Annotated in this window: 24 protein-coding genes; 5 read left to right on the forward strand and 19 right to left on the reverse strand. The window is 52.7% G+C overall.

Translation table 11 applies throughout. From position 1 onward, the window contains the following. Nucleotides 1-63: 63 nt before the first annotated feature. Both zur and SB13_RS06600 read right to left on the reverse strand, forming a co-directional pair. Entirely contained in the window at nt 64-573 is a 510-nt protein-coding gene (zur, locus tag SB13_RS06595; RefSeq protein ID WP_026739596.1) for a zinc uptake transcriptional repressor Zur, read from the reverse strand. Between the two features lie 85 nt (nt 574-658). Beyond that, nucleotides 659-1,360, reverse strand: coding sequence for a pirin family protein (locus tag SB13_RS06600; RefSeq protein ID WP_026739597.1), 702 nt, complete (start codon nt 1,358-1,360; stop codon nt 659-661). A gap of 110 nt (nt 1,361-1,470) precedes the next feature. On the opposite strand from SB13_RS06600, the gene SB13_RS06605 reads away from it, so the two are divergent. After that, on the forward strand, nt 1,471-2,367 hold the full coding sequence (locus SB13_RS06605) for a LysR family transcriptional regulator (RefSeq protein ID WP_026739598.1): 897 nt from the start codon (nt 1,471-1,473) through the stop codon (nt 2,365-2,367). Between the two features lie 75 nt (nt 2,368-2,442). Here the strand turns inward: SB13_RS06605 and SB13_RS06610 are convergent, their stop codons facing one another. The 8 genes from SB13_RS06610 to SB13_RS06645 form a co-directional block, all read right to left on the reverse strand. Beyond that, a complete protein-coding gene (locus SB13_RS06610) occupies nt 2,443-3,432 on the reverse strand; it encodes a glutathione S-transferase family protein (protein WP_026739599.1) in 990 nt (329 codons plus the stop codon). 153 nt (nt 3,433-3,585) lie between these two features. Beyond that, complete coding sequence (locus tag SB13_RS06615) at nt 3,586-3,981, reverse strand: DoxX family protein (protein WP_026739600.1); 396 nt, start codon at nt 3,979-3,981, stop codon at nt 3,586-3,588. A 224-nt stretch (nt 3,982-4,205) separates the two neighbouring features. Further along, nucleotides 4,206-4,493 carry a YqjK-like family protein gene (locus SB13_RS06620; protein ID WP_026739601.1) on the reverse strand — a complete coding sequence of 96 codons (288 nt, stop codon included), beginning with the start codon at nt 4,491-4,493 and terminating at the stop codon, nt 4,206-4,208. Beyond that, complete coding sequence (locus SB13_RS06625) at nt 4,490-4,885, reverse strand: phage holin family protein (protein ID WP_026739602.1); 396 nt, start codon at nt 4,883-4,885, stop codon at nt 4,490-4,492. The genes SB13_RS06620 and SB13_RS06625 overlap by 4 nt, the downstream gene beginning before the upstream one ends. A gap of 5 nt (nt 4,886-4,890) precedes the next feature. Further along, nucleotides 4,891-5,199, reverse strand: coding sequence for an ElaB/YgaM/YqjD family protein (locus SB13_RS06630; protein ID WP_026739603.1), 309 nt, complete (start codon nt 5,197-5,199; stop codon nt 4,891-4,893). A 140-nt stretch (nt 5,200-5,339) separates the two neighbouring features. Continuing rightward, nucleotides 5,340-5,714 carry an EnvZ/OmpR regulon moderator MzrA gene (gene mzrA, locus SB13_RS06635; protein ID WP_026739604.1) on the reverse strand — a complete coding sequence of 125 codons (375 nt, stop codon included), beginning with the start codon at nt 5,712-5,714 and terminating at the stop codon, nt 5,340-5,342. Between the two features lie 3 nt (nt 5,715-5,717). After that, nucleotides 5,718-6,392: a DedA family protein gene (locus SB13_RS06640; RefSeq protein ID WP_026739605.1), complete on the reverse strand. Its 675-nt coding sequence runs from the start codon at nt 6,390-6,392 to the stop codon at nt 5,718-5,720. Between the two features lie 634 nt (nt 6,393-7,026). Then, nucleotides 7,027-7,980 carry a TerC family protein gene (locus tag SB13_RS06645; RefSeq protein ID WP_026739606.1) on the reverse strand — a complete coding sequence of 318 codons (954 nt, stop codon included), beginning with the start codon at nt 7,978-7,980 and terminating at the stop codon, nt 7,027-7,029. Nucleotides 7,981-8,365: 385 nt separating this feature from the next. Here SB13_RS06645 and rlmG point away from each other — a divergent pair, with 385 nt between their 5' ends. The 4 genes from rlmG to copM all read left to right on the forward strand — a co-directional run bounded on the left by rlmG (nt 8,366) and on the right by copM (nt 11,160). Next, the gene (gene rlmG, locus SB13_RS06650; protein ID WP_026739607.1) at nt 8,366-9,508 is read left to right on the forward strand and encodes a 23S rRNA (guanine(1835)-N(2))-methyltransferase RlmG; all 1,143 of its coding nucleotides are present in this window, start codon (nt 8,366-8,368) and stop codon (nt 9,506-9,508) included. Between the two features lie 92 nt (nt 9,509-9,600). After that, complete coding sequence (locus SB13_RS06655; RefSeq protein ID WP_026739608.1) at nt 9,601-9,897, forward strand: hypothetical protein; 297 nt, start codon at nt 9,601-9,603, stop codon at nt 9,895-9,897. 233 nt (nt 9,898-10,130) lie between these two features. Beyond that, nucleotides 10,131-10,604, forward strand: coding sequence for an ATP-independent periplasmic protein-refolding chaperone Spy (spy, locus tag SB13_RS06660; protein WP_026739609.1), 474 nt, complete (start codon nt 10,131-10,133; stop codon nt 10,602-10,604). A 193-nt stretch (nt 10,605-10,797) separates the two neighbouring features. After that, entirely contained in the window at nt 10,798-11,160 is a 363-nt protein-coding gene (gene copM, locus SB13_RS06665; protein WP_026739610.1) for a CopM family metallochaperone, read from the forward strand. Between the two features lie 46 nt (nt 11,161-11,206). On the opposite strand, the gene SB13_RS06670 is transcribed toward copM, so the two are convergent. From SB13_RS06670 to SB13_RS06700, 9 genes are all read right to left on the reverse strand, one after another. Continuing rightward, entirely contained in the window at nt 11,207-12,157 is a 951-nt protein-coding gene (locus SB13_RS06670) for a Csu type fimbrial protein (protein ID WP_026739611.1), read from the reverse strand. A 1-nt stretch (nt 12,158) separates the two neighbouring features. After that, entirely contained in the window at nt 12,159-14,567 is a 2,409-nt protein-coding gene (locus SB13_RS06675; protein WP_152545768.1) for a fimbria/pilus outer membrane usher protein, read from the reverse strand. Between the two features lie 12 nt (nt 14,568-14,579). Then, nucleotides 14,580-15,368: a fimbrial biogenesis chaperone gene (locus SB13_RS06680; protein ID WP_026739612.1), complete on the reverse strand. Its 789-nt coding sequence runs from the start codon at nt 15,366-15,368 to the stop codon at nt 14,580-14,582. 13 nt (nt 15,369-15,381) lie between these two features. Continuing rightward, complete coding sequence (locus SB13_RS06685) at nt 15,382-15,891, reverse strand: Csu type fimbrial protein (RefSeq protein ID WP_081821831.1); 510 nt, start codon at nt 15,889-15,891, stop codon at nt 15,382-15,384. Between the two features lie 72 nt (nt 15,892-15,963). Further along, nucleotides 15,964-16,470 carry a Csu type fimbrial protein gene (locus SB13_RS06690; RefSeq protein WP_235202382.1) on the reverse strand — a complete coding sequence of 169 codons (507 nt, stop codon included), beginning with the start codon at nt 16,468-16,470 and terminating at the stop codon, nt 15,964-15,966. Nucleotides 16,471-17,863: 1,393 nt separating this feature from the next. Continuing rightward, nucleotides 17,864-18,076, reverse strand: a complete 213-nt coding sequence (locus SB13_RS17230; protein WP_081821833.1) for a bacteriocin immunity protein — start codon at nt 18,074-18,076, stop codon at nt 17,864-17,866. Between the two features lie 171 nt (nt 18,077-18,247). Then, nucleotides 18,248-18,514, reverse strand: a complete 267-nt coding sequence (locus SB13_RS17235) for a bacteriocin immunity protein (RefSeq protein ID WP_072000215.1) — start codon at nt 18,512-18,514, stop codon at nt 18,248-18,250. Then, nucleotides 18,511-19,653 carry an S-type pyocin domain-containing protein gene (locus SB13_RS06695; protein WP_081821832.1) on the reverse strand — a complete coding sequence of 381 codons (1,143 nt, stop codon included), beginning with the start codon at nt 19,651-19,653 and terminating at the stop codon, nt 18,511-18,513. The genes SB13_RS17235 and SB13_RS06695 overlap by 4 nt, the downstream gene beginning before the upstream one ends. Nucleotides 19,654-19,796: 143 nt before the next feature. After that, entirely contained in the window at nt 19,797-20,075 is a 279-nt protein-coding gene (locus tag SB13_RS06700; RefSeq protein WP_026739615.1) for a bacteriocin immunity protein, read from the reverse strand. Nucleotides 20,076-20,083: the final 8 nt, after the last annotated feature.

Raw genomic sequence — 20,083 nt, forward strand, 5'->3', positions numbered from 1 at the left:
AGCTTCCAATTTCAGTATCACCGTTTGGCGCTGATAAGGCCGAACCTGAAAACGATATGCTGCTCAGCGTTTTTTGATGACGATACTGTGGTCGTGGTTGCAGCTGTCGCGATGGTCGCAGGCTTCGATTTTTCTGCACTCAACGCACATGCCATGCGCTTCAACTACACTGTGGCGTAGGGAGAATCCCGTTTGGACGGCAATTTGCTGCAATATTTCTTCGATGCCTTCCGTGGGGCTCTCCGTTACCTGGCGACAACGGTCGCAGATAAAGAGCGCTGAGGTGTGGCTGTGTTCTTCGAAATGGTGGCACAGCACGTAGCTGTTGGTGGATTCCACTCGGTGGATGAATCCTTGTTCCAGTAGGAAATCCAACGCGCGGTATACGGTAGGAGGCTTAGCCTGGGGTTCAGCGACACGGAGCAGATCCAACAGGTCGTAGGCGCTGATGGCTCCGGGTTGATGGGCCATCAGACGCAGTACTTCCTGACGCTGCGGCGTAAGTCGCACGTTGCGTTGCTGACAAAGTCGCTCAGCCTGGGCAAGAAGTTTGGTCGGATCGGTTGAATCCATCGCTGTAACCCTGAAGAAAAGTGGTGAAGATAATGGTTTATCTTACCATGACTCCTCAAAAACGCCGAGTCAGGTAGGGGAAGCGTTACACCACCAAATCGATCAGCAGGGCTCGCACCGGCGTTTTCGCCTGAAGGGCGATGGCCGTTTCCTGCTGGATAAAGGCACCGTCGCCGCAACGCAATGTTTTGCCCCCATCGGCTTTGCAGCGGATGCCAAGCTCACCGTGAATAGACTGAACATAGGCGCGATTCCCTTTTAAGGCATGCGTCAGCGATTCTCCCGCGGCCAGATCAAGATGGTAAACCCAGACCTGTTGTCTTAGGTGCAGACTGCCATTTTCATCGTCCGGGGAAGCCAGTAACTGACAGCACTCGCCGTTCAGCGACATACGCTGTAGCGCGCGGTTTTCGCGCGTCGGACAGGCATCCAGCCACAGCTGAATGCGGGTCAGCGGCGTGTCGATGGCAATATTTTGTTCGCTATAGCTGAGGTTAGGCTGAGTCGCGAGCAACATGACGTCGCCGGCTTTAGCCTGCGTGTGATTACCGTTACTGTCCCGATATTCGGCTTCGCCTTGCAGAAGAATATTAAGGATATCAACGCGCGGATAGGTCCGGGCCTGGAAGGCGGCTTTAGGCGCCAGAACTTCCTGATTCAACACGCGTAGCGAGCCGAATCCCAGCAGGTCGGGGTCAAAATAGTGGCCGAAGGAGAACGTGTATCGTGCCTGCAGCCACCCGTAGTCAGCCTTGCCGCATTGCTCCGCTGCTCTGCTAATGATCATGGTGTCAGGCCCTCGTAATTATTCGACTTTACAAGGGTAATCGGCTGGACGGTAGATTGTTAGCTAGTTAATCTGGTGGGGTCGTTCAAAAATCCTGAATGAGAATATCTATGTCGAAAGATCGGGCGTTAACATTGGAAGCGTTGCGGGTGATGGATGCTATCGATCGTCGGGGTAGCTTCGCGGCCGCGGCAGATGAGCTGGGAAGAGTGCCTTCAGCACTGAGCTACACCATGCAAAAGTTAGAGGATGAACTGGATGTGGTGTTGTTTGACCGCTCGGGGCATCGCACTAAATTTACTAATGTGGGAAGGATGCTGCTGGAGCGCGGGCGAGTCTTGCTGGAAGCGGCCGATAAACTGACGACGGATGCCGAAGCGCTGGCTCGGGGCTGGGAGACTCATGTCACCATTGTCGCGGAAGCGTTGGTGCCGACAGAGCGCTTGTTTCCACTGCTGGACAAGTTGGCGCAGAAGGCCAACACGCAGGTCTCTATTCTGACCGAAGTATTGGCAGGCGCCTGGGAACGGCTGGAGCAAGACCGAGCCGATATCGTTATCTCTCCGGATATGCATTTCCGTGCAACGTCCGAGGTTAATACGCGCAAGCTCTACTCGGTGAAAAGCGTCTACGTCGCCAGCCCGGACCATCCCATTCACAATGAACCCGAACCACTGTCAGAAGTGACTCGCGTCAAGTATCGAGGTATCGCCATTGCTGATACCGCACGCGATCGCCCTGTGCTCACGGTGCAGCTGTTGGATAAACAGCCTCGTCTGACGGTGAGTACGATGGACGATAAACGCCGGGCTTTGCTCGCCGGGCTAGGCGTCGCGACGATCCCTTACGAACTGGTGGCGCAGGATATCGCCGAAGGGCGGCTACGGGTAGTCAGCCCGGAAAACACCTTCGAGAGCCAGATCATCATGGCCTGGCGCCGCGACAACATGGGCGAAGCTAAGTCCTGGCTGCTACGGGAAATCCCCAAAGTATTGCGTGACTCCTGATGACCGCCCAACTGAGGGGACGGCAACACGGGAGAGTGCCTGGTTCTGCCGTCACGCTGAGGCCCTGATTGGGCGTTAGCGTCGAAACCGGCTCTCTCGATCGTGCGGCTTTGTTAACGATAACTCTGGGCCGATGGAGATAATGCCGCAGGGGTTGATCGAGGCATGGCTGCGGTAATAGTGGTGGCGAATATGATCCAGATTGACCGTGTCAGCGATACCCGGCAGTTGATAGATATCCCGCGTAAAACCGTACAAATTCTCATAATCTGTCAAACGCCAGCGATCGCACTTGAAATGGGTGTGATAGACCGGGTCGAAGCGAACGAGCGTGGTCCATAGCCGCAGGTCGGCTTCCGTCAGACATGAGCCGGTCAGATAACGCTGTTGGCTCAGCCGTTGTTCCAGCCGTCCCAGCGCATCAAACAGCTGCGCGACTGACTCGTCGTAAGCGCTTTGCTGCGTGGCGAAGCCCGCCTTGTAGACGCCATTATTAACCTGAGGGTAAATCCACCTGTTCAACTCATCAATCTCCGCACGAAGCGCCAGCGGATAGTAATCTCCCGGCGTCGCGCCCACCTCGTCAAATGCCGTATTCAGCATGCGGATAATATCCGCCGACTCGTTGCTGACGATGGTTTGCTGCTGCGTATCCCACAACACCGGTACGGTCACTCTGCCGCTATAGTTGGGCTTGGCGTGCAGGTAGAGCTGATAAAGGTAGCTGTGTTGATAGAGTCTGTCGCCGGTGGCCTCTGGAAAATCGGTCGCGAACGTCCAGCCATGTTCTAACATCAGAGGGTGCACTACGGAGACGCCGATGTACGTTTCCAACCCCTTCAGCTTCCGGAGCAACAGCGCCCGGTGCGCCCACGGGCAGGCGAGCGAAACGTACAGGTGATAGCGTCCGGGCTCTGCGCGAAAGCCGCCTTCGCCGCTGGGACCGGGGCGGCCGTCGGGCGTCACCCAATGGCGGAATGAGGTTTGTGGGCGTTGGAAATGTCCGCCCGTCGACGAGGTGTCATACCAGGTATCGTGCCATTGCCCTTCAACTAATTGTCCCATCGAGCTCTTCTCCCCAAAGTGGTATCGCGCAGAACGCTAGGTGATATCGGCTATCTGTTGAGTCACAACCCGCCAGCATGAAACGGCTTGAAAGCTGTGGCGTGGCGNTTCACGCGGCCGGTTGGAATCAGTACAGCACGACTGTTCCGGGTATTACCACCTCTTATTCAGTAGGCGGTCGAGACTGTAAGCGCCGGGGCCGGTGACGAATAACAAGAGATAACCCCCTGTGATGGACAGGTTTTTCATAAACATCAGCTCATTACCCGCCTGCGCAAAATCGTGGTGGAAAATAAGCGCGGTAAGAAGAGTGAAAATTGCTGTCGAGATGGCGGCGGTGCGAGTGAGAAAACCGAACAGGATGGCCAGCCCGCCGCCCAGCTCCAGAAGAATCGTCAAGGGCAGCAACGCGCCGGGTACGCCCATTGCCTGCATGTATTGCTGGGTCCCGGCATAGGCGTCGCCCAGTTTGCCGTAACCGGCGTAAATAAACAGTATTGGCATGAGGACACGGGCCACTAATATCAGGACATTATCTAATTTTTTCATCAATTCTCTCTCCGGTCGGCATAGTGCGATTCAGCACGCTGATGATGATTAACTCTCAATAATCAATCTGTTTTTGGCCGTAAATGACGGTTGAGGAAGATGTTAGAAGGGAAGGGGGAGGTAAGACAGCAAGTAAAATTGTCTTTTTTGTTCAATGAAATTGATTTAAAGGTCAGGGCATAAAAAAAGCCATACCTTATAGGGCATGGCTATGTCTTTGTGGACTAGGCGCGTGGGAGGATATTACGTACCAATTTGATCGCACCCCAAACGCCTGCGGCTTTGCGAGCAACCTTGAGCAGACGGCCGGGGCGGCGCAGGCCGACCACGGCAACAAGCCCCGCGCCAGCAATCAGATAATTACGCATGCCGACGAGTTTTTGCCAATAGCGATCGCACGGTTCAGTCGCTTCAAGCCACTGCCTTTTTTCCGAGACCAGTTCAATGCGTTGCTGATGGATTAGACTCACCAACCGCGCTTTTTCCTGTGCCAGATACCGTTTGCGGCTCACTTCAGCTTTTCCTCCAGCAACGCCCGATCGTTAGCCAGCTCTTTCCGGGTCTCTTTCAGCAGTGTTGCACTGCGCGCGCGCAGCAGCGCCCAAAGGCCGCCGATGACCGCCAGTCCAAGCAGAATACCGGTTATCCAGTACAGTCCCAGTAGGCGATACTCAGGTTGCAGGCTCCAAATCACCAGCGCAATCAGGCACATCAGACCAAACGTGGTGAATATCAGGGTTAGCCCAACCAACAGCAGCAACTGAACCAGATTGCTCTTCTCTTGTTCGAGCTCGACGACGGCGAGCTTGACCCGTGTTTCAGCCATTCCTGCCAGCAAGGTGATGATGCGTTTCACCGTCGCGACGCAGGCAATAGCGGGGCCTTGTCGTTCTTGATCACTCATAGCGATTAACGACGTGCGAGCAGAATGCCGACAACGAGGCCTACGGCCGCGCCAATTCCAACGCCAGCCCAGGGTTTTTCACGAATATAATCTTCAGCCTGTCCGGTCGCTTCACGCGTGTGAGCTTTGATACGTTCACCGGTTTCATTCAGACGGGAGCGGGATTCTTGCAGGACGCCCTCCGCTTTTTCGCGCAGTTTTTCCAGGTCGCCCTTGGACTTTTCGCTGGAGCTACGCAGGACTTCTTCCAGCGTGTCGCCAAGAGATCGTAATTCTTCACGCAGCTGCTGTTCTGAACTGGATTCACGAGACATAGCAAAACTCCCTAATGTGATAAAAGCTGATATTCAACTATAGACGATATTTCAATTTGCGCGCGGTAAACCCTTGCGTTAATTGCGGTAAATACGCCGCAACGGCGGTGACGGAAGCGCGGTGAGATAACCCCGAGGATTTATCCCAAATGAGATGATGGCGGCGGGGAATACTTCTGCGCGGGTTGACCGCTTTTCGCAATCTGAGTCACGACCTTGACCTGCGGGAGCATCATGCGCAGCACGTCGCGCGCGTCTCTGCTCTGTTCCGGACATGACAGTCTGACCACGATGCTGTCCTGCGCCGGGATGATGCTTTCAATGCCGATGCCGCGTTCGTTGAGACGCTGATAAATGTAAAACCCATCCGGAAGAGGGGCGCCCTGATGCTGTGGGCTGATGTGCAGGGTGACTTCATCGGGCGTGTGATGGGATGACGTCACCATGACAATAACGGGCAACAGCAGTAGCAGTAGACGCCAGACGGGCTTGTTTTTCAGCCAGCGGCTCACCATGTCTTAATGTCCTTTTCTACTATTAACGGCGCGTTTCTTGCGCCAGAGTACGACCAATGATCCCACCAATCCGATGCAGAGCAATACCAGGGGCAGCATCATGAGGAAAAACATCAGCTGGCCTTCGTATTTACGAAAGACCGGCGTATTGCCCAGCGCATAGCCGAGCGACACCAAAATGATGACCCACAGGAAAGCGCTCATCCAGTTGAAGAACTGGAAGCGTGCGTTATTGAGCCCGGATAGACCGGCGATCGTAGGCAGCAGCGTGCGTATAAACGCGAGGAAACGCGCGATCAGCAACGCCGACAGACCGTGACGGNGGAACAACTGGTGCGCTCTTTGATGGTAATGCACTGGCAGGTGCGAGAGCCAACTCTGCACCAGCCTCGTATTGCCGAGCCATTTGCCTTGCAGATAGCTCATCCAGCAGCCCAGGCTGGCCGCCGTGGTCAGCAGAGCGATGGTAAACGGATAGTTCATTGTGCCTTTGGCGATGAGCACGCCGACAAGAATCAACAGGCTGTCGCCCGGCAGAAAGGCGGCGGGCAGCAAACCGTTTTCCAGTACGAGGATCAGGAACAGTAGCCCGTAAATCGTCCAAACCAGCTTGGGGTTGGCAAGTATGTCGAAGTTTTGGTGCCAGAGTGCGTTAAGAAGCTCTTTAATCATTTCCATCTGGTAGTCCTGTACTGCGGCACGGGGATAAATTCTCTGCCCCCCATGCACGGCAATAGGTCACGGTAAGTTTCAAATCCTGCTGCTATAGCGTGATTTTGCGCCAAAAGGGCTTCTTTCGGCGAGAAGCAGGTTTAGCCTGATGCATCGGCAATGAAACGTTGCTCGATGACGCGTTATTTATTGATTTTATTGTTCGAACGATCCCGGGGTGGCATACCTGAATCGACGACGGCAATACAACGGATGGCCATAAAAACGTGGAGTCATGGCGCATTAAAATGACTGACATCCTGTTTAAGGGGTTTTGTCCAATCTGCTACCGATAAATATAAAAAAACGCCATAACTGTAACAAAATAGGTAGGGCTGAGATAGGGAAATATCAGCGATAAAAGTCAGAAAATTCGAGGTTTTAGCCGCGAGAATCGTGGATATAGCCATATTTTACACTTACTGACAGAAATCGACGTTTTATGACCTTTTTTCCTCTTGTCCTGATGATGTCCGCCCGGCAAAAAGTCGATAAACAGGCACAGTATAGACAACCCTCGCGAGAATATTAAAAAGAGAACGCCCGGTCAGGTATTTTACCGGGCGTTTTATTTAAGGCCGCTAAAAAGACGTCGCGGAAGTTAGCGTGCCGCTCGTCGATTGACCCAGATATTGATCAGTATGGTCACCAACAGTATTGCCGCCACGATGCCGAGCGACAGCGAAACGGGGATATGGAAGAGATCGATGAGCATCATTTTGACGCCAATGAAGATCAGGATCACCGCCAGGCCATATTTCAGCAGCGAGAACTTTTCGGCTACGCCGGACAGCAGGAAGTACATGGCGCGGAGACCCAGAATAGCGAAGAGGTTGGAAGTCAGTACGATAAAGGGATCGGTCGTTACCGCGAAGATGGCGGGAATGCTGTCCACTGCGAAAATAACGTCGCTGATTTCCACCATGATCAACACCAGGAACAGCGGCGTGGCATAAAGCAGGCCGTTCTGGCGGGTAAAGAATCGCTCGCCTTGCAGGGTGTCCGTCATTCGCAGATGCTTGCGAAGCCAGCGAACCACCGGTTTGTCGCCGACCGCCGCGTCATCTTCTTTCGCCATCGCCATTTTGACGCCGGTAAACAGCAAGAATGCGCCGAAGATATACAGCAGCCACTGGAACTGCGTCACCAGCCAACTTCCCGCGAACACCATGATAGTGCGCAGCACGATGGCACCCAACACACCGAAAATCAGCACACGGCGCTGATATTGCGCCGGGATGGCGAAGTAACTGAACAGCATCAGCCAGACGAAAACGTTGTCGACCGCCAGCGCTTTTTCAATCAGATAGCCGGTAAAGAAGGCCAGCGCCTGGGCGTCGGCAACCTCCCGTCCCATTGTGCTGTTGAGATACCACCAGAAACCGGCGTTGAACAGCACAGCCATCGTCACCCACACGATTGACCAGCTGGCCGCCTGCTTAAATGTCATGACCGTTGACCCTTTTTTCCCTTGAGAGAAAAGGTCGATGGCCAGCATGNCCACTACAATGGCAGCGAAGCTGCCCCATAACCACGGTGTGCCTATGGAAGCCATAGTTCATATCCTTAAAATGTAAAAACAAAACGGCCCACGTCGTAAGGCGTGGGCCGTTTGCGCGCATTATTCGCAAATGGACCTCGCCTTCCGGCAAGGTCTCACTTACAACTTAATGTGCGTACGCATTAAGGTTGCCCGGTAACCGAGTGCAAACGCACTGTAATGACGACTAACCGGCGAAGAAGTTACTCCCCTTTGCGTGACTAAAGATAGGTGAAATATTGACCCCGGTCAAACTGACTTCGTCCTCTCTCGGCGGGCGCACGGCCGCGCTCCCGCCGGCTGTACTCACACAAGGGAAACGCAATGATGAGAAAAGCATTTACTGACGCGTTCTTTTAGGGGATAAACAGCGCAAATTTGCATTTTTACAGGAGAGGCTATGAGCCAACTCGATCTGGAAACGAGCACCTTGACGCTGGTGCGCTATCCCCTTTCGGCTCAGGAGACCGCACTGCAGGCCTGGGAAGCGGCCGACGAATATCTGTTGCGCGAACTGGCGGAAATGCCGTTGGGCGATGGACCCCGCCTGATTTTTAACGATGCGTTCGGCGCGCTGGCCTGTGGGTTACAAGCGCAATCGCCTTGCAGCATCAGCGATTCGACCCTCAGCCAACTGGCGACTCGGCACAATCTGGCGCTCAACGGTTTCGACGCCCAAGCGGTCACTTTGCTGGATAGCCTGTCGGATCTGCCCGCCGCTCCGGCGCTGGTCGTCATCAAAGTCCCGAAGACGCTGGCGCTGCTGGAGCATCAACTGCGGATGCTCAGCAAGGTGGTGACGCCGCAGACGGTTATCATTGCCGGGGCGAAAGCGCGCGACATTCATACTTCTACGCTTGCGTTGTTTGAACAGATCCTGGGGCCGACCCGGACCTCTCTGGCCTGGAAGAAGGCGCGCTTGATTCATTGCCAGCCCGACGGGCGGGAAGCCAGCGCCCCCTTGCCGCTAACGGAATGGCCGGTGCCCGAACACGGTTTCCAGATAGCCAATCACGCCAACGTCTTCGCGCGCGGCGGTCTGGATATCGGCGCGCGACTCTTCATGCAGCATTTACCGCAGGCGCTGGAAGGCAAGATTGTCGATCTGGGTTGTGGCAACGGCGTGGTAGGGCTGACCGCCCTTGATCTTAATCCGCAGGCCACCCTCAGCTTCCTGGATGAATCTTATATGGCGGTCGCCTCCAGCCGTAAGAATGTGGAGCTGAACCGGCCGCAAGATCTCGATCGTTGCGGGTTTGCGGTAAATAATTCGCTGTCCGGAATCGCCGACGGGAGTCTTCAGGCCGTACTGTGCAATCCGCCGTTTCATCAGCAGCAGGCGATTTCAGGCGATATCGCCTGGCAGATGTTCACGGATGCGAAGCGTTGTCTTAGCGTCGGCGGGGAGCTGCGGATTGTCGGCAATCGCCACCTGAACTATTTCCAGAAGCTGAAGCGCCTGTTCGGGAATTGCGAAACTATCGCGAGCAATCCGAAATTCGTCGTGCTGCGTGCTATCAAAAGCGCCGCCAAACGCCGCTAGCCCGGTAAACGAAGCCTGAGCCTGAATGGGCGATTTGTGGTCAAGTGAGACTGTCATTATAATTCGCGGGATATTCAGGCAAAGGAACCTCTATGTGTATTGATGAGTGGGAAGCGCGACTGGACAGTGCGCTGCAGGCGCTGGAGTCCAGCGTGCAGCAACAGCAGCAGCATTGGCGCGAGCATGTTCAGCAGCTCAATGCGCAATTGACGCTGGCCCGGGAGCAGGAAGCGGAACTGAGAGAGCAGATAGAAACGCTGGTGGCGCGGATGAATTCGGTTAGCGCGTCGCCGGAGCGCAATCCTCTGCTACAGAAGGTCAATGTGATCCGTACCCATATCGATGCGCTAGCCAAAGACGCCGAGGCGTTCTGCCAGTCTTTGCCCTGACAGGGGAAAGGAGAGGCGTCAGGCACTCTCCTTTATCTCTGCATCATTCTGTTAATCTTAATTTTTGCTTACGTAATTTTATCGCTCTGCCCACAAATGGCGGTTTTATCGCCGATTCTCCTTTCAAAGTTTTACCCTTGCTCTCATTACCTTAAGTTCTGTGACCTATACTCATCCCTGACAACGAATGATGAACAGCGTTAATGCTGATAAACCATATATGAGGGAAGTCTATGTCTAAATTAACCGCTATCGTGATTGCTTCCGCACTGGCTTTTGGCGCGGCTGGCTTTGCTAACGCACAAGACACTAAACCGGCGATGCCGCATGGCGAGCACATGATGAAGCATCATGGTTCGGGCGAGGGGATGGAACATGGCATGATGTTCAAAGGCCTGAACCTGACCGCAGATCAAAAGCAGAAAATTCACGAGATCATGGAGAGCGCCCGTAAAGATGCGCCTCGTCCGGCGCCGGAAGACCGCACCGCAATGCATGACGTCATCGCTGCCGACAGCTTCGATGCGGCCAAAGCCGAAAGCGTGGTAGACAAGATGGAAGAGGCCAGCAAAGCGCGTACGCTGAAGCATCTCGAAACGCAGAACAAGATTTATAATGTGTTAACGCCGGAACAGAAAAAACAGTTCAACGCGAACTTTGAAAAACGTCTGGCTAAAGGCGAACACGCGCCTAAAGCCGAACAATAATCATCGGCTCGTCAACCGCCGGAGTGACTTTTTCGTCACTCGGCGGTTTTTTTTGCCTGTCGTCTCACGCATGATCTGCGAGACGGCGGTTTTTTCGCGCTGCCGACGACATTTTCGCGCGGTGCGCCTTGACCTTTCCCCCGATGACAGGGGATATGTTTTTCTTTCTTCCACCATGATGAGGTCCTAGATAATGAAACATCGTCACTGGCTGTTAGTGGGTTTTCTTCTGGCTCCGTTAAGCGCGTTGGCGGCTGAAAGCATGCACGACGGTAACCACAAGTCCACGGATTCAACGGGGTTTGAGCAGGCTTATCAGCAAGATATGGAAAACATGCATCGCGATATGATGAAAAGTATGTCGACCCAGAACCCGGACGCCGCCTTTGCGCAAGGCATGATCGCACACCATCAGGGCGCGATCGCGATGGCGAAAACACAGCTGCGATTCGGCAAAGATCCTGAGCTGCGTAAATTGGCGGAAGACATCATCAAGGCGCAACAGCCGGAAATTGAACAGATGCAAAAATGGCTGGAGCAGCACCCAGGCCAATAATTGATGAGGCCAGACGGNCCGGATTGGTCCGTCTTTCCTTGCATGGCTAATAGGTCACCGTCACGGTAACCGTGTCGCTGTAGGCTCCCGCCGGTACATTGCTCTGATTCGGGTTGATTTTCGCGGTGTAGCTGATGTTTTGCGAATCCCCCGTTCCCGTCGCCCCGTAATGATTCTCGCTGGTCCACACGGTGCCGTCCGATCGGTAGAACTGATATTGCAATGAGTAGGTTGAGCCATTGATGAGCGCGTTCATCTGGCGCCAATTACCGCTGCCGGCGTTAAGGCTGCTGAGGCCGACGGTGTAGGTGGCATTGCGCGTACACCGGACGCTGAGCGCATTGCTGATGGTGGAAAAACTGCTGGGAAGCGCTTGGGTGCCGAAGTTAACGTCCGGCGCGCTGTCGATATAGCAGTCGTTGGTGACGACCATGGAGACCGGGACGACCGATGTATCCGTCCCCGTGGTATAGGCGCAGATGCCCAGCACTCCCACAAAGCAGATCTTGTAGTACCAGGACAGCGTAATGTTATCGGTGTAGGTGCCCGCGGCCACATTGGCGCCTGTCGACGTCCTGAGATAGATAGGCAGAGTCCCGTCGCTGGAGTTGAACAGCCCTAGCAACCCGAGCAGCGTGGTACTGCTCCATTTGATGGTATCCCCAATCGGATAGGTGGCGCTGCAGCCGGAGTCCTTGCAGATGGCGTAGGGAATGTATTCACCGGTACTGGCGTTATACAACTGCGGCGTGGAGCCGGAGGCGTTGCTGGTCGACGAAATGGTGGCGGTCACGGTGTTGGTGCTGATCAGCGAGAGCAGGCTGCCAGAGCAGGTAAACCCGCTGCCGGATTCCACCGTTTGCGCGGTGCTGGCGAGCGTAAATGAACTGATGGAACCGAACGACGAGCTGCTGGACGACGAGCTACAGCCAGCATAGGCGCTGGACAGGCCCGACATCCCCAAAAACAGCATCATAAGTAACCGAAACATAGTCATGTTATTCATCCTTTGAGGGCGCGGTATCCGGCCTCATTTCTGTAGCTGTACACACTTTCTCTCCCAGAATGGCGATGCCTGGCTTGTTATCCGGCAAATCGATATTCAATACGCAGGTACCACTGTCTGAACGCTGAACGCGCAGTTGGATGTGCGGCGTAACCTGTTCCATGAACACCTGACCGTCATAGCCGACGAGGGCGGTTTGTCCGCTGATGACATCCGTGACGTAAGAGCCCACCGGCAGCGGCGCTTTCTTGTCATCCACCAGATTGAGGTTGAACGAATGGACCTGCCGAACGTTGAATTTCACCAGCGCGCCGCTGCCTTCTTTGACTGCCACGCGTCGTTCAGTCTCGGGAGCATCGATCCCCAAAGGGAGTTCCAAGGTATCGATTTCAACGCGGGCCGGATAATAGGCGCTGACCCAAGGCACAAGGATGTGGCCGGTATTGCTGGTTGTGCCTACCTGCTGGTTTTCATATTTGACCGGAACATCGGGATAGCCTTCGGTGCTGACGACGATAAAGGCGTCGTTAATCTTATTGGCCGCAAAAAACGTGTCGTCCATGTACAGTACCGAACCGCTCAGATCGCCCCAGTAGTTGTAAGCCGAGGTAGCGCCGTACATGCCTGCCTGATAGGTCGCCCGCTGTGTTTTCCAGGTGAAGCTGGCCTGCCGGTCGTGGCTGTCGCCGCCCGAGTAGGCGAGGTTCCAGCCCAGACCGCCTTCTGTCGGCGTGGTGCGCGTCATTGACACGCGTTCGGTATATTCATCCATCGAGTTTTTTTGCACGCTGGCGGTAGCGGAGATGCCGTTGTCCAGCGGAACGATCATTTGCAGGAGCGCGCCGTAGCCGTGACTCCCGATGTTTTTATTCAATGAGAAGTACATGCTGGCCCTATCCCAAATTGACCAGCTGTAAGAGAGGTTGGCCAGACGAGTTCGGGTATCGTCATGCGCGCGAATGTCAAAATAGCCCAGTCCTAGCGTGCCGTTGCCGAGCCCGAAAGGCGTCGTACTGAAGGTTATCTGATCGGACTGTTTACTGAGGTGGCCGCCGCTGGAGGCCACGCTCAAATCCTGGTAGCGGGAACTGCGTTCGGCATGCTGCGCCGCAATCCCCATCGTATTCGCATAATAGGAGTAGCCCACGACGTACTGCTCGCCCTGACCGTTGTCCTGACTATGGCTGTAGGCGCTGCTCAACGTGCCCCAGTGGCCGATGGCGAGATCGCCGCCAACGCCGCCCAGCAGCAGATTTTCCGAGGTTTCGAGATGGCTCGACAGGGTTAGCCAGTTAGTCAGACCACGACGATAAATGCCGCTGGCCGCCGACTGACCGTAATCCGCGTCTTTCACGCCATAGTTGCGGCGCAAAATGCCGAGAGAGACATCGAAGTCATCCAATCCTTTACGTAATAAGGTGTTGGATACATAAAAGGGGACGCTGGTGGAAACCTGTCGTCCCAGCGCATCGGTAGTGATGACTGTCGCTTCGCCCGCCCCGTTGATATACGGCACATTGGTCAGCGTAAAAGGACCGGAATTCAGCGAGGTACTGCTGGCCTTGTAGCCATTGATAAACAGATCTACCGTGCTCGGCAACGGGTTCGCCCCGGCGTACTGAATCAACGGGTAGGTGACGATATCCGGGCGTACTGCAAAATCGCGGCTAAATCGTACGCCGCCCATCCGCACTGAATTGCTCCAGGTCAGCGAATTACTGATGAAATCTCCCGCCTGGAAGGTGTACATATCGTCGATATCGTTGTAGCGCCAAAAGGTGTCGTAGCGCAGATAGCCTTTGTTGCCGGTGTCCGTTTCAGTGTGGCCGAAGTAGTGTGAATAGGTCCCCGTGTTGGAGATGAGGGCGTAATCGTTAAACAGCCGCTGTTCCAGCCAGGTGGTCACGCTTTGCGAGGACTGATAGCCTTTGAAGTAATACGCATCGTAGTTGAACGCCAGACCGGGCGTGCTCTGCGCTTTTGTCGCCTCAACCATCATTCCGCTGTTGGCCGACTGCTCTGGCAGCCACTCGAGTGGAACGGTGAGCTTTAGCGACTGATTGCCGGCGTCATAATAAACCTTCACCTCGGGGAGCGCGTTGACGTCGACCCAGCCGGAGCGTTGCGTTCCGATATGAATGTAGTTTTTGGCTAAAACGCCCGACTCCACCGAGAAGTGCCCGCGATTGTACTGCACCGGAACCACCTGACGGTCGGAAACGCCGTTCACGATCAACGTCAGGTAATACGTGGTGTTCTCGACGGCGGGCGCAATCTGGGGCGGTTTGGGCAAATCGCCATACTCTTCCGCCGCGGCCGGCGGCCCGCCATAGGCTAAAACGAGAAGGGGGATGACCCCAATATGGCGCCGCAGCCAATATCCGTGGCATAAAATAAGCATTCTGTTCCCTCATTAAGGCGCGGGGCTGATGAGCGTTGGCTGGCGGTTATCGGCTAATTGGGCGTAGAGATGGCTTTGCATTGCAGGGCGTTTATTCGCAGGCAGCGGCCAGCGGACCTCCTGGCCTGGAAGGACGTAAGCGAAAAAGCCTTGAGCCAGCGAAATGGATGACTTGGTCGCGCGTGGCTTATCGCCGAAGAAGGTATTGCTCAGGCGTGCGTGGACGATGCCGCTATTTTTGATGGCGAGTTCAGTCTGATCGCCTTTGTGAATGAGGCGCCAACTGAGTAACGGCCGGGTCAGCATCGAGTCGTCCGCATGTTTATTTTTAGGCGGCTTGAGCTTGATGCCGTCGCCGGTCATAAACAACGGCAACAGATAACGCATCTGCAGCTTCAGTCCCGACTGTGTTTTATCGGCGGTGTTAAGCGTCGGGATTTCATCAATCACGATGCGATAAGTGCGTTCGGTTTGCGGCGCCACGGAGATCGTTTTCATGAGTCGGATCATCTGGCGCTGATTAGGCTGGACGGTGGCGAAAGGTGGGCTGGCGATAGCATCGGTCTGATTCGCGTAGCGATCCTTGCTGTCCTGCTGTTGCCAGGCCAGAACGCGGATCTGAAGTGTCACCGGCGATGAACCGCGGTTCTCCAGCCAGAGGGCGGATCCCTTTTCATCCGACTCGATGACCTGATAAATCGGCCAGACCAGCACCGAGCTGGCCGCCAGTGCGGAAGAGGTGAACAAACCGAGCAAAACTGCAAAGAGCGCTAAATGCCATTTTGTGAGTGTTTTTTCCATATTATCTATTTTTTCAATAAGTAAGTGTCACTGTAACCGTGTCCGTGTATGTGCCTGCCGAAGGTTGGTTGGTGGATGGAAATAGACGGCCATAGACCGGATAACTTTGCGTACCGCTGGGAAAGGACGAAACGCCATAGGCCAGGGAGCCGGTTCCCCAGACGATGCTGCGTCCGGCATCTTGATAGAGCTGATAGGCAATGGTGTCGCTGCTGTTGCTTCCCACCAGGTAGCGTGACGAACTGTTTCCGCCATTCACCCCATAGTCCATCGCAATGCTGATGGCGAGCCCAGGCGTGCAAGTCACGACGATAGAGCCGCCGCCGGTGGTGCTGGTGACGTCAATGTTGCTATCTAAAAAGGCCCTTTCGCCGAAGTTCAAGGTGCCTAAACTGGTGGTCGAACTGCTGGCGCTGCTGCCAAAGACGCAACCGCTGTCGGTGACCGCCGCTACCGTAAACTGTTTGCTGACGCTACTGGCCGTGGTACAGGGAGATGCGAACAGGCTGGCGAGGAGCGGCATCCACTGCCATAGACGCTTCCCCAAACTTGTTTCAAAAGTGAATCTCAATGCGTCTCTCCCTGGCTACATGTATTACCAGGACAGTGTGGCAGTCACAGTATCTGTATAAGTACCGGATGCCGGCGCGGTAGTAGACTGATCCGCCGGAGAAATACGGCCATAGATCGGGATGTTCTGCGCACTGCCGTCGGCATTCAGGGACAGAGAGCCGTTAATCGCGATTTCGGAGCTACGCCCGCTGTCGGAGTAGAGGTGGTAAGGAATGACGGTGCTGCCGCCGTTGGATGACAAATTACGAACCGAGGAAGTACCGTAGAGCCCGCCATCTAAAGCCAGGGAAGGGGACAGGCCATTACTACAAGTGATGGACACCGTGCTGCTGCCATCTTTACCGATAACGGTACCGTTGACGGCGTTGGTCAAGTCGGCGTATTCACCAAAGTTCAAGGTTCCCCATTCGTTCGTTCCGCTGGACGAATTATTGTTGGAAACCGTACAACCTTCACCAATGGTCAGCTGGACGCCGATCTCACCGGTTAATGAGCCGGTAGCCGCATGAGCTGCGCCAACAACAGACAACGTTAGCGCAGTGCTCAGTAGGGAAAGAGCAAGAGAACGTACTGTTTTCATATTATTCCTCAGTCATAGGTGACCACTTCTTTATATGTATCCTTATGACAAAGAGACATATATAGGTAGGGTAATTGAAATTTACAGCGCTTGTTATTAATAATGGTAAGCGATGATAGACGTTAAACAATTAAATGGCAGTATATTAATAACTATAGATTCATTATTAGTTGGATGAGTTTGCTCACTGCTCCTATTTTGTTTGGGTATATTAATTCAAATTATAGGGGGTCTGAGTACTAAGCCAAATTTAGAGGCTAATTAATTTTAATGTATCGTTTAATGCCGTACTTTTGATTTTAGATGCTGGTTTTTTGATCTTTTCTGGTTTAAAAGACTGACTTTTAGTATGGAATTAGAGTTGTAATCCCCTGCGTTTTTTCCTTGTTATGTACCGGCTAGCGGCCTTACTGCTCCGCATAGGGTGGATAAATGTTATTTATTGAAGTATTGAACTAAAAATAGTTAAGTTGGTTCATTAATCATCCTGCTTAGATAATGTTATATTCATGAGTCTAGATAACTATAGGATAAACTATCCTATTTCCCCCGTTATTTAATTCACGGTGGCTTACGATATATCAGCCATTCAATAATGGGACGGTGTCAAAAGACACCCTAAGTAAACAAGGTGAGGGAGGTGAGGAATCAATACCTGGACTTAATTTAATGCATCGCAAAGTCTATGCCCGTTTTATTCTCCGTTAAGCCGGAGACTTTCCCGTCTTATCCATTGCATTTATTTCTTCCTTATTATGAAGATGTTTATTTAACATGGACGGCATAGGGTTGCGCGCCACGTTTTCATTCTCACGCTCTCTTTACGGCAGCGTCGTGGCGAGTTGAGGTGTTGTTCGCATGGGTGGGGTAAATTCTGAATCAAGCACGCTTGGCGCCTCAGCTTGATTGATCTGCTACGCTCAGTTAGCCGTCCCCCGGCCAATATGATTCGAAGCGACTGCAGACGCATTGCCTGATGGATCGCTGCTATCGATCGAAATCGAGAAATTGATCTGAGGAAACGTTTATAGAATGAATAGAACTGATGCTTTCCCCATTTGCGTACCGCTATATCCAACCACCGGTTTGCGTTTTTTCCTAGCATATCGTTTATCTACATCATAACGAGTTGCGTAGGGAATATCTGCGCTTCACAGGGATAGTAAATATTTTCAAAAAGGATCGAAAGATCCTGTTCTGTAAAATTGTCCCTGAGTCGAATATTATTCAATTTTGCGTTATATCATGGCATAGATTAGGCAGGGATGAGTTATTTCACGTTTTTTACGAATAAAAAAGACGTTTTCATTTTTCAGAGAGGATTAATCATCCTCTCTAATGGTTACTTCGAATTTTTGAAAAGTGGTAAGCCTTGCGGTTTTCGCCATTCTTTTATGTATTTAGTTACACCATCAGGGGTGCATTGGTCATCTTCAAGTGTGTGAAAGAAAAGATCCGAAGCATCAGGATGAGATGTTATTTTTTCAAAATGTTCAAGTGGTTCATCAAGTTTTTCATCATTTTCTGCGATATTTTTACGGAAAATATCGTTTATAAATAGCTCAAATCATGTTCGGTATAGTCACTCAATTTGTTTTTAATACACATGATTACTGCTCTCTATGAATATAATTTTTGGCGCTGTGATATCTTGTCTGGGGTGACTACCAACATATAAAGTCTTAGGGTGTATGGGGGCTGACAGTGATTTGTCAGCCCTACATGATCATTTCGAGTCTTTAAATAACGGAAGGCCTTGCGACTTTCGCCATTCTAATACAAATTCAACTATTCCTTCGGGCGTCCCATCACATCCATTTTCTGGATAATATATAATTCCATTCCCACTGGGATGACCTACGATTTTTTCGAAGTGATGAACCCAAGCATAATGTTCATCTTCAGTTGATGAATTCGCCTCTACAATATCCTTAACAAATTGAAGGAAATCATCCTGCGTATAGTCATTTAAGTTTTGATATATGATTGTCATTTTCCCCTCTTAGAATGAATTATGCTATGCAGTTTCGGAAAAACGATAGACATATTATCCATGTCGTAAACAGCCCCTCCGTCAACTATACGTTCAATATGATGAATCTCAAATACAGCTCTTTTCCCTAACTGCTCTGAAGGTATTGCATAGGGAGATCGCCCTTTTGCGATCAGAGCTTTGTTAGCTGGCATGAATTGCTCTATTAGCTCGGGATTCTCAGCGACAACAAGCCATAGCGCCTTTCTGAATGCGTCAAATGTTTTAAATTCTCTTCCTCGTAGTTTATCGGCAACTTGGGCCGGTATTGGCGCACCTAGCTCCGAACTGGCGGCTTCCAGCCATTTCCCTTCGCTGGTCAGTACTTTTCCTTGTCCAGTCACGATGCCCGGCTCATCTCTTGCTGTCGATTTCAGGTAAACATAAATCGGCTTTATGCCTGAGTCCGCTGGGAATACCAGTATCCAGTCATTGAAGTCCCGCTCATCCGGCATCGGGAACGGCGGAGTTGTTGTCTCCTCTGTGCCGTCCGGGATCGGGTTTACCAGGATGGTCGGTTGATCGATAGGGGCGACCGGCGTCTCTGTCTGCGATATTGGCTCAGAGCCCTCCGGATTGGCGGGCGNCCAGGTGATTTTGGGGCCGTCGACGCCCGGTGAGGGCGTAAATTCATAGCGGCTTTGCTCGGGTTTCCACACCATATTCGCGACGCGCACACCTTCGTACGGCGTGCCTTCGCCGGTATGCACGCCGTAGACCTGCATATTACCGTGAATGTCGGGACGCCAGAAAAAACGCACGCGGGTCGTAGCGGTTTCTCCTGCCCAGCCTTTCTGCCGTAGTATGTCTTCCAGCCAGTGCTCATCACGTCCCGGTACCTTGTCGCTACCTTCGCCAACGGCAGGGCTGTACAACGCGGAAACCAGCACACCGAGTAAAGGCACCGTAGTTGATGCTGCCAGTGTGCCTTCAGTCAATGTCACTTGCCCCCAAACCTGCGTCATCGTGGTGACGGCGACTCGAGTTGCCACCGTATTTCCGGCAGACATCGTAGCGACGGGGACTGCTGCGGCGGCAACTGGCGTGATGGCTGATTTAGCCAATGGCGTCGGCGTTACTGCTATTTCCTTTGAGGACATCAGGTAATAAAGCGTTTTATACCAGGGCTCCGAGCCAGTGAGTTTACACTTTTTGGTGCTGTGATATCTTGTCTGGGATGACTACCGACATATAAAGTCTTAGGGTGTATGGGGGCTGACTGTGATTTGTCAGCCCAACATGATCATTTTGAGTCTTTAAATAACGGAAGGCCTTGCGATTTTCGCCACCTCTTTATCTCGTTGATCACACCTTCAGGTGAATCATCTCGATCATCGGGTGGGTTAAAAATTAGACCGTTACCTTCTGGGTGCTCGACAATTCTGTCAAAGTGAGAAACTAATTTCTCTATGTGATTTTTTAATTCTTTACCTTTCATATTTTTAGGGTTTTCAAAAAATTCTTTCAAAAAATCGATGAATTCATTCTCTGTATAATCGTTAATATTTTCTTTGAGTTTCATTTTTTATA

Source organism: Lonsdalea quercina subsp. quercina (assembly GCF_000688695.1).
Lineage (GTDB): Bacteria > Pseudomonadota > Gammaproteobacteria > Enterobacterales > Enterobacteriaceae > Lonsdalea > Lonsdalea quercina_D.

Coding starts and splice junctions, on each gene's coding strand:
- zur (WP_026739596.1), bottom strand. CDS start 573: ATGGATTCAACCGATCCGACCAAACTTCTTGCCCAGGCTGAGCGACTT.
- SB13_RS06600 (WP_026739597.1), bottom strand. CDS start 1,360: ATGATCATTAGCAGAGCAGCGGAGCAATGCGGCAAGGCTGACTACGGG.
- SB13_RS06605 (WP_026739598.1), top strand. CDS start 1,471: ATGTCGAAAGATCGGGCGTTAACATTGGAAGCGTTGCGGGTGATGGAT.
- SB13_RS06610 (WP_026739599.1), bottom strand. CDS start 3,432: ATGGGACAATTAGTTGAAGGGCAATGGCACGATACCTGGTATGACACC.
- SB13_RS06615 (WP_026739600.1), bottom strand. CDS start 3,981: ATGAAAAAATTAGATAATGTCCTGATATTAGTGGCCCGTGTCCTCATG.
- SB13_RS06625 (WP_026739602.1), bottom strand. CDS start 4,885: ATGAGTGATCAAGAACGACAAGGCCCCGCTATTGCCTGCGTCGCGACG.
- SB13_RS06630 (WP_026739603.1), bottom strand. CDS start 5,199: ATGTCTCGTGAATCCAGTTCAGAACAGCAGCTGCGTGAAGAATTACGA.
- mzrA (WP_026739604.1), bottom strand. CDS start 5,714: ATGGTGAGCCGCTGGCTGAAAAACAAGCCCGTCTGGCGTCTACTGCTA.
- rlmG (WP_026739607.1), top strand. CDS start 8,366: ATGAGCCAACTCGATCTGGAAACGAGCACCTTGACGCTGGTGCGCTAT.
- SB13_RS06655 (WP_026739608.1), top strand. CDS start 9,601: ATGTGTATTGATGAGTGGGAAGCGCGACTGGACAGTGCGCTGCAGGCG.
- spy (WP_026739609.1), top strand. CDS start 10,131: ATGTCTAAATTAACCGCTATCGTGATTGCTTCCGCACTGGCTTTTGGC.
- copM (WP_026739610.1), top strand. CDS start 10,798: ATGAAACATCGTCACTGGCTGTTAGTGGGTTTTCTTCTGGCTCCGTTA.
- SB13_RS06670 (WP_026739611.1), bottom strand. CDS start 12,157: ATGACTATGTTTCGGTTACTTATGATGCTGTTTTTGGGGATGTCGGGC.
- SB13_RS06675 (WP_152545768.1), bottom strand. CDS start 14,567: ATGCTTATTTTATGCCACGGATATTGGCTGCGGCGCCATATTGGGGTC.
- SB13_RS06680 (WP_026739612.1), bottom strand. CDS start 15,368: ATGGAAAAAACACTCACAAAATGGCATTTAGCGCTCTTTGCAGTTTTG.
- SB13_RS06685 (WP_081821831.1), bottom strand. CDS start 15,891: ATGCCGCTCCTCGCCAGCCTGTTCGCATCTCCCTGTACCACGGCCAGT.
- SB13_RS17235 (WP_072000215.1), bottom strand. CDS start 18,514: ATGACAATCATATATCAAAACTTAAATGACTATACGCAGGATGATTTC.
- SB13_RS06700 (WP_026739615.1), bottom strand. CDS start 20,075: ATGAAACTCAAAGAAAATATTAACGATTATACAGAGAATGAATTCATC.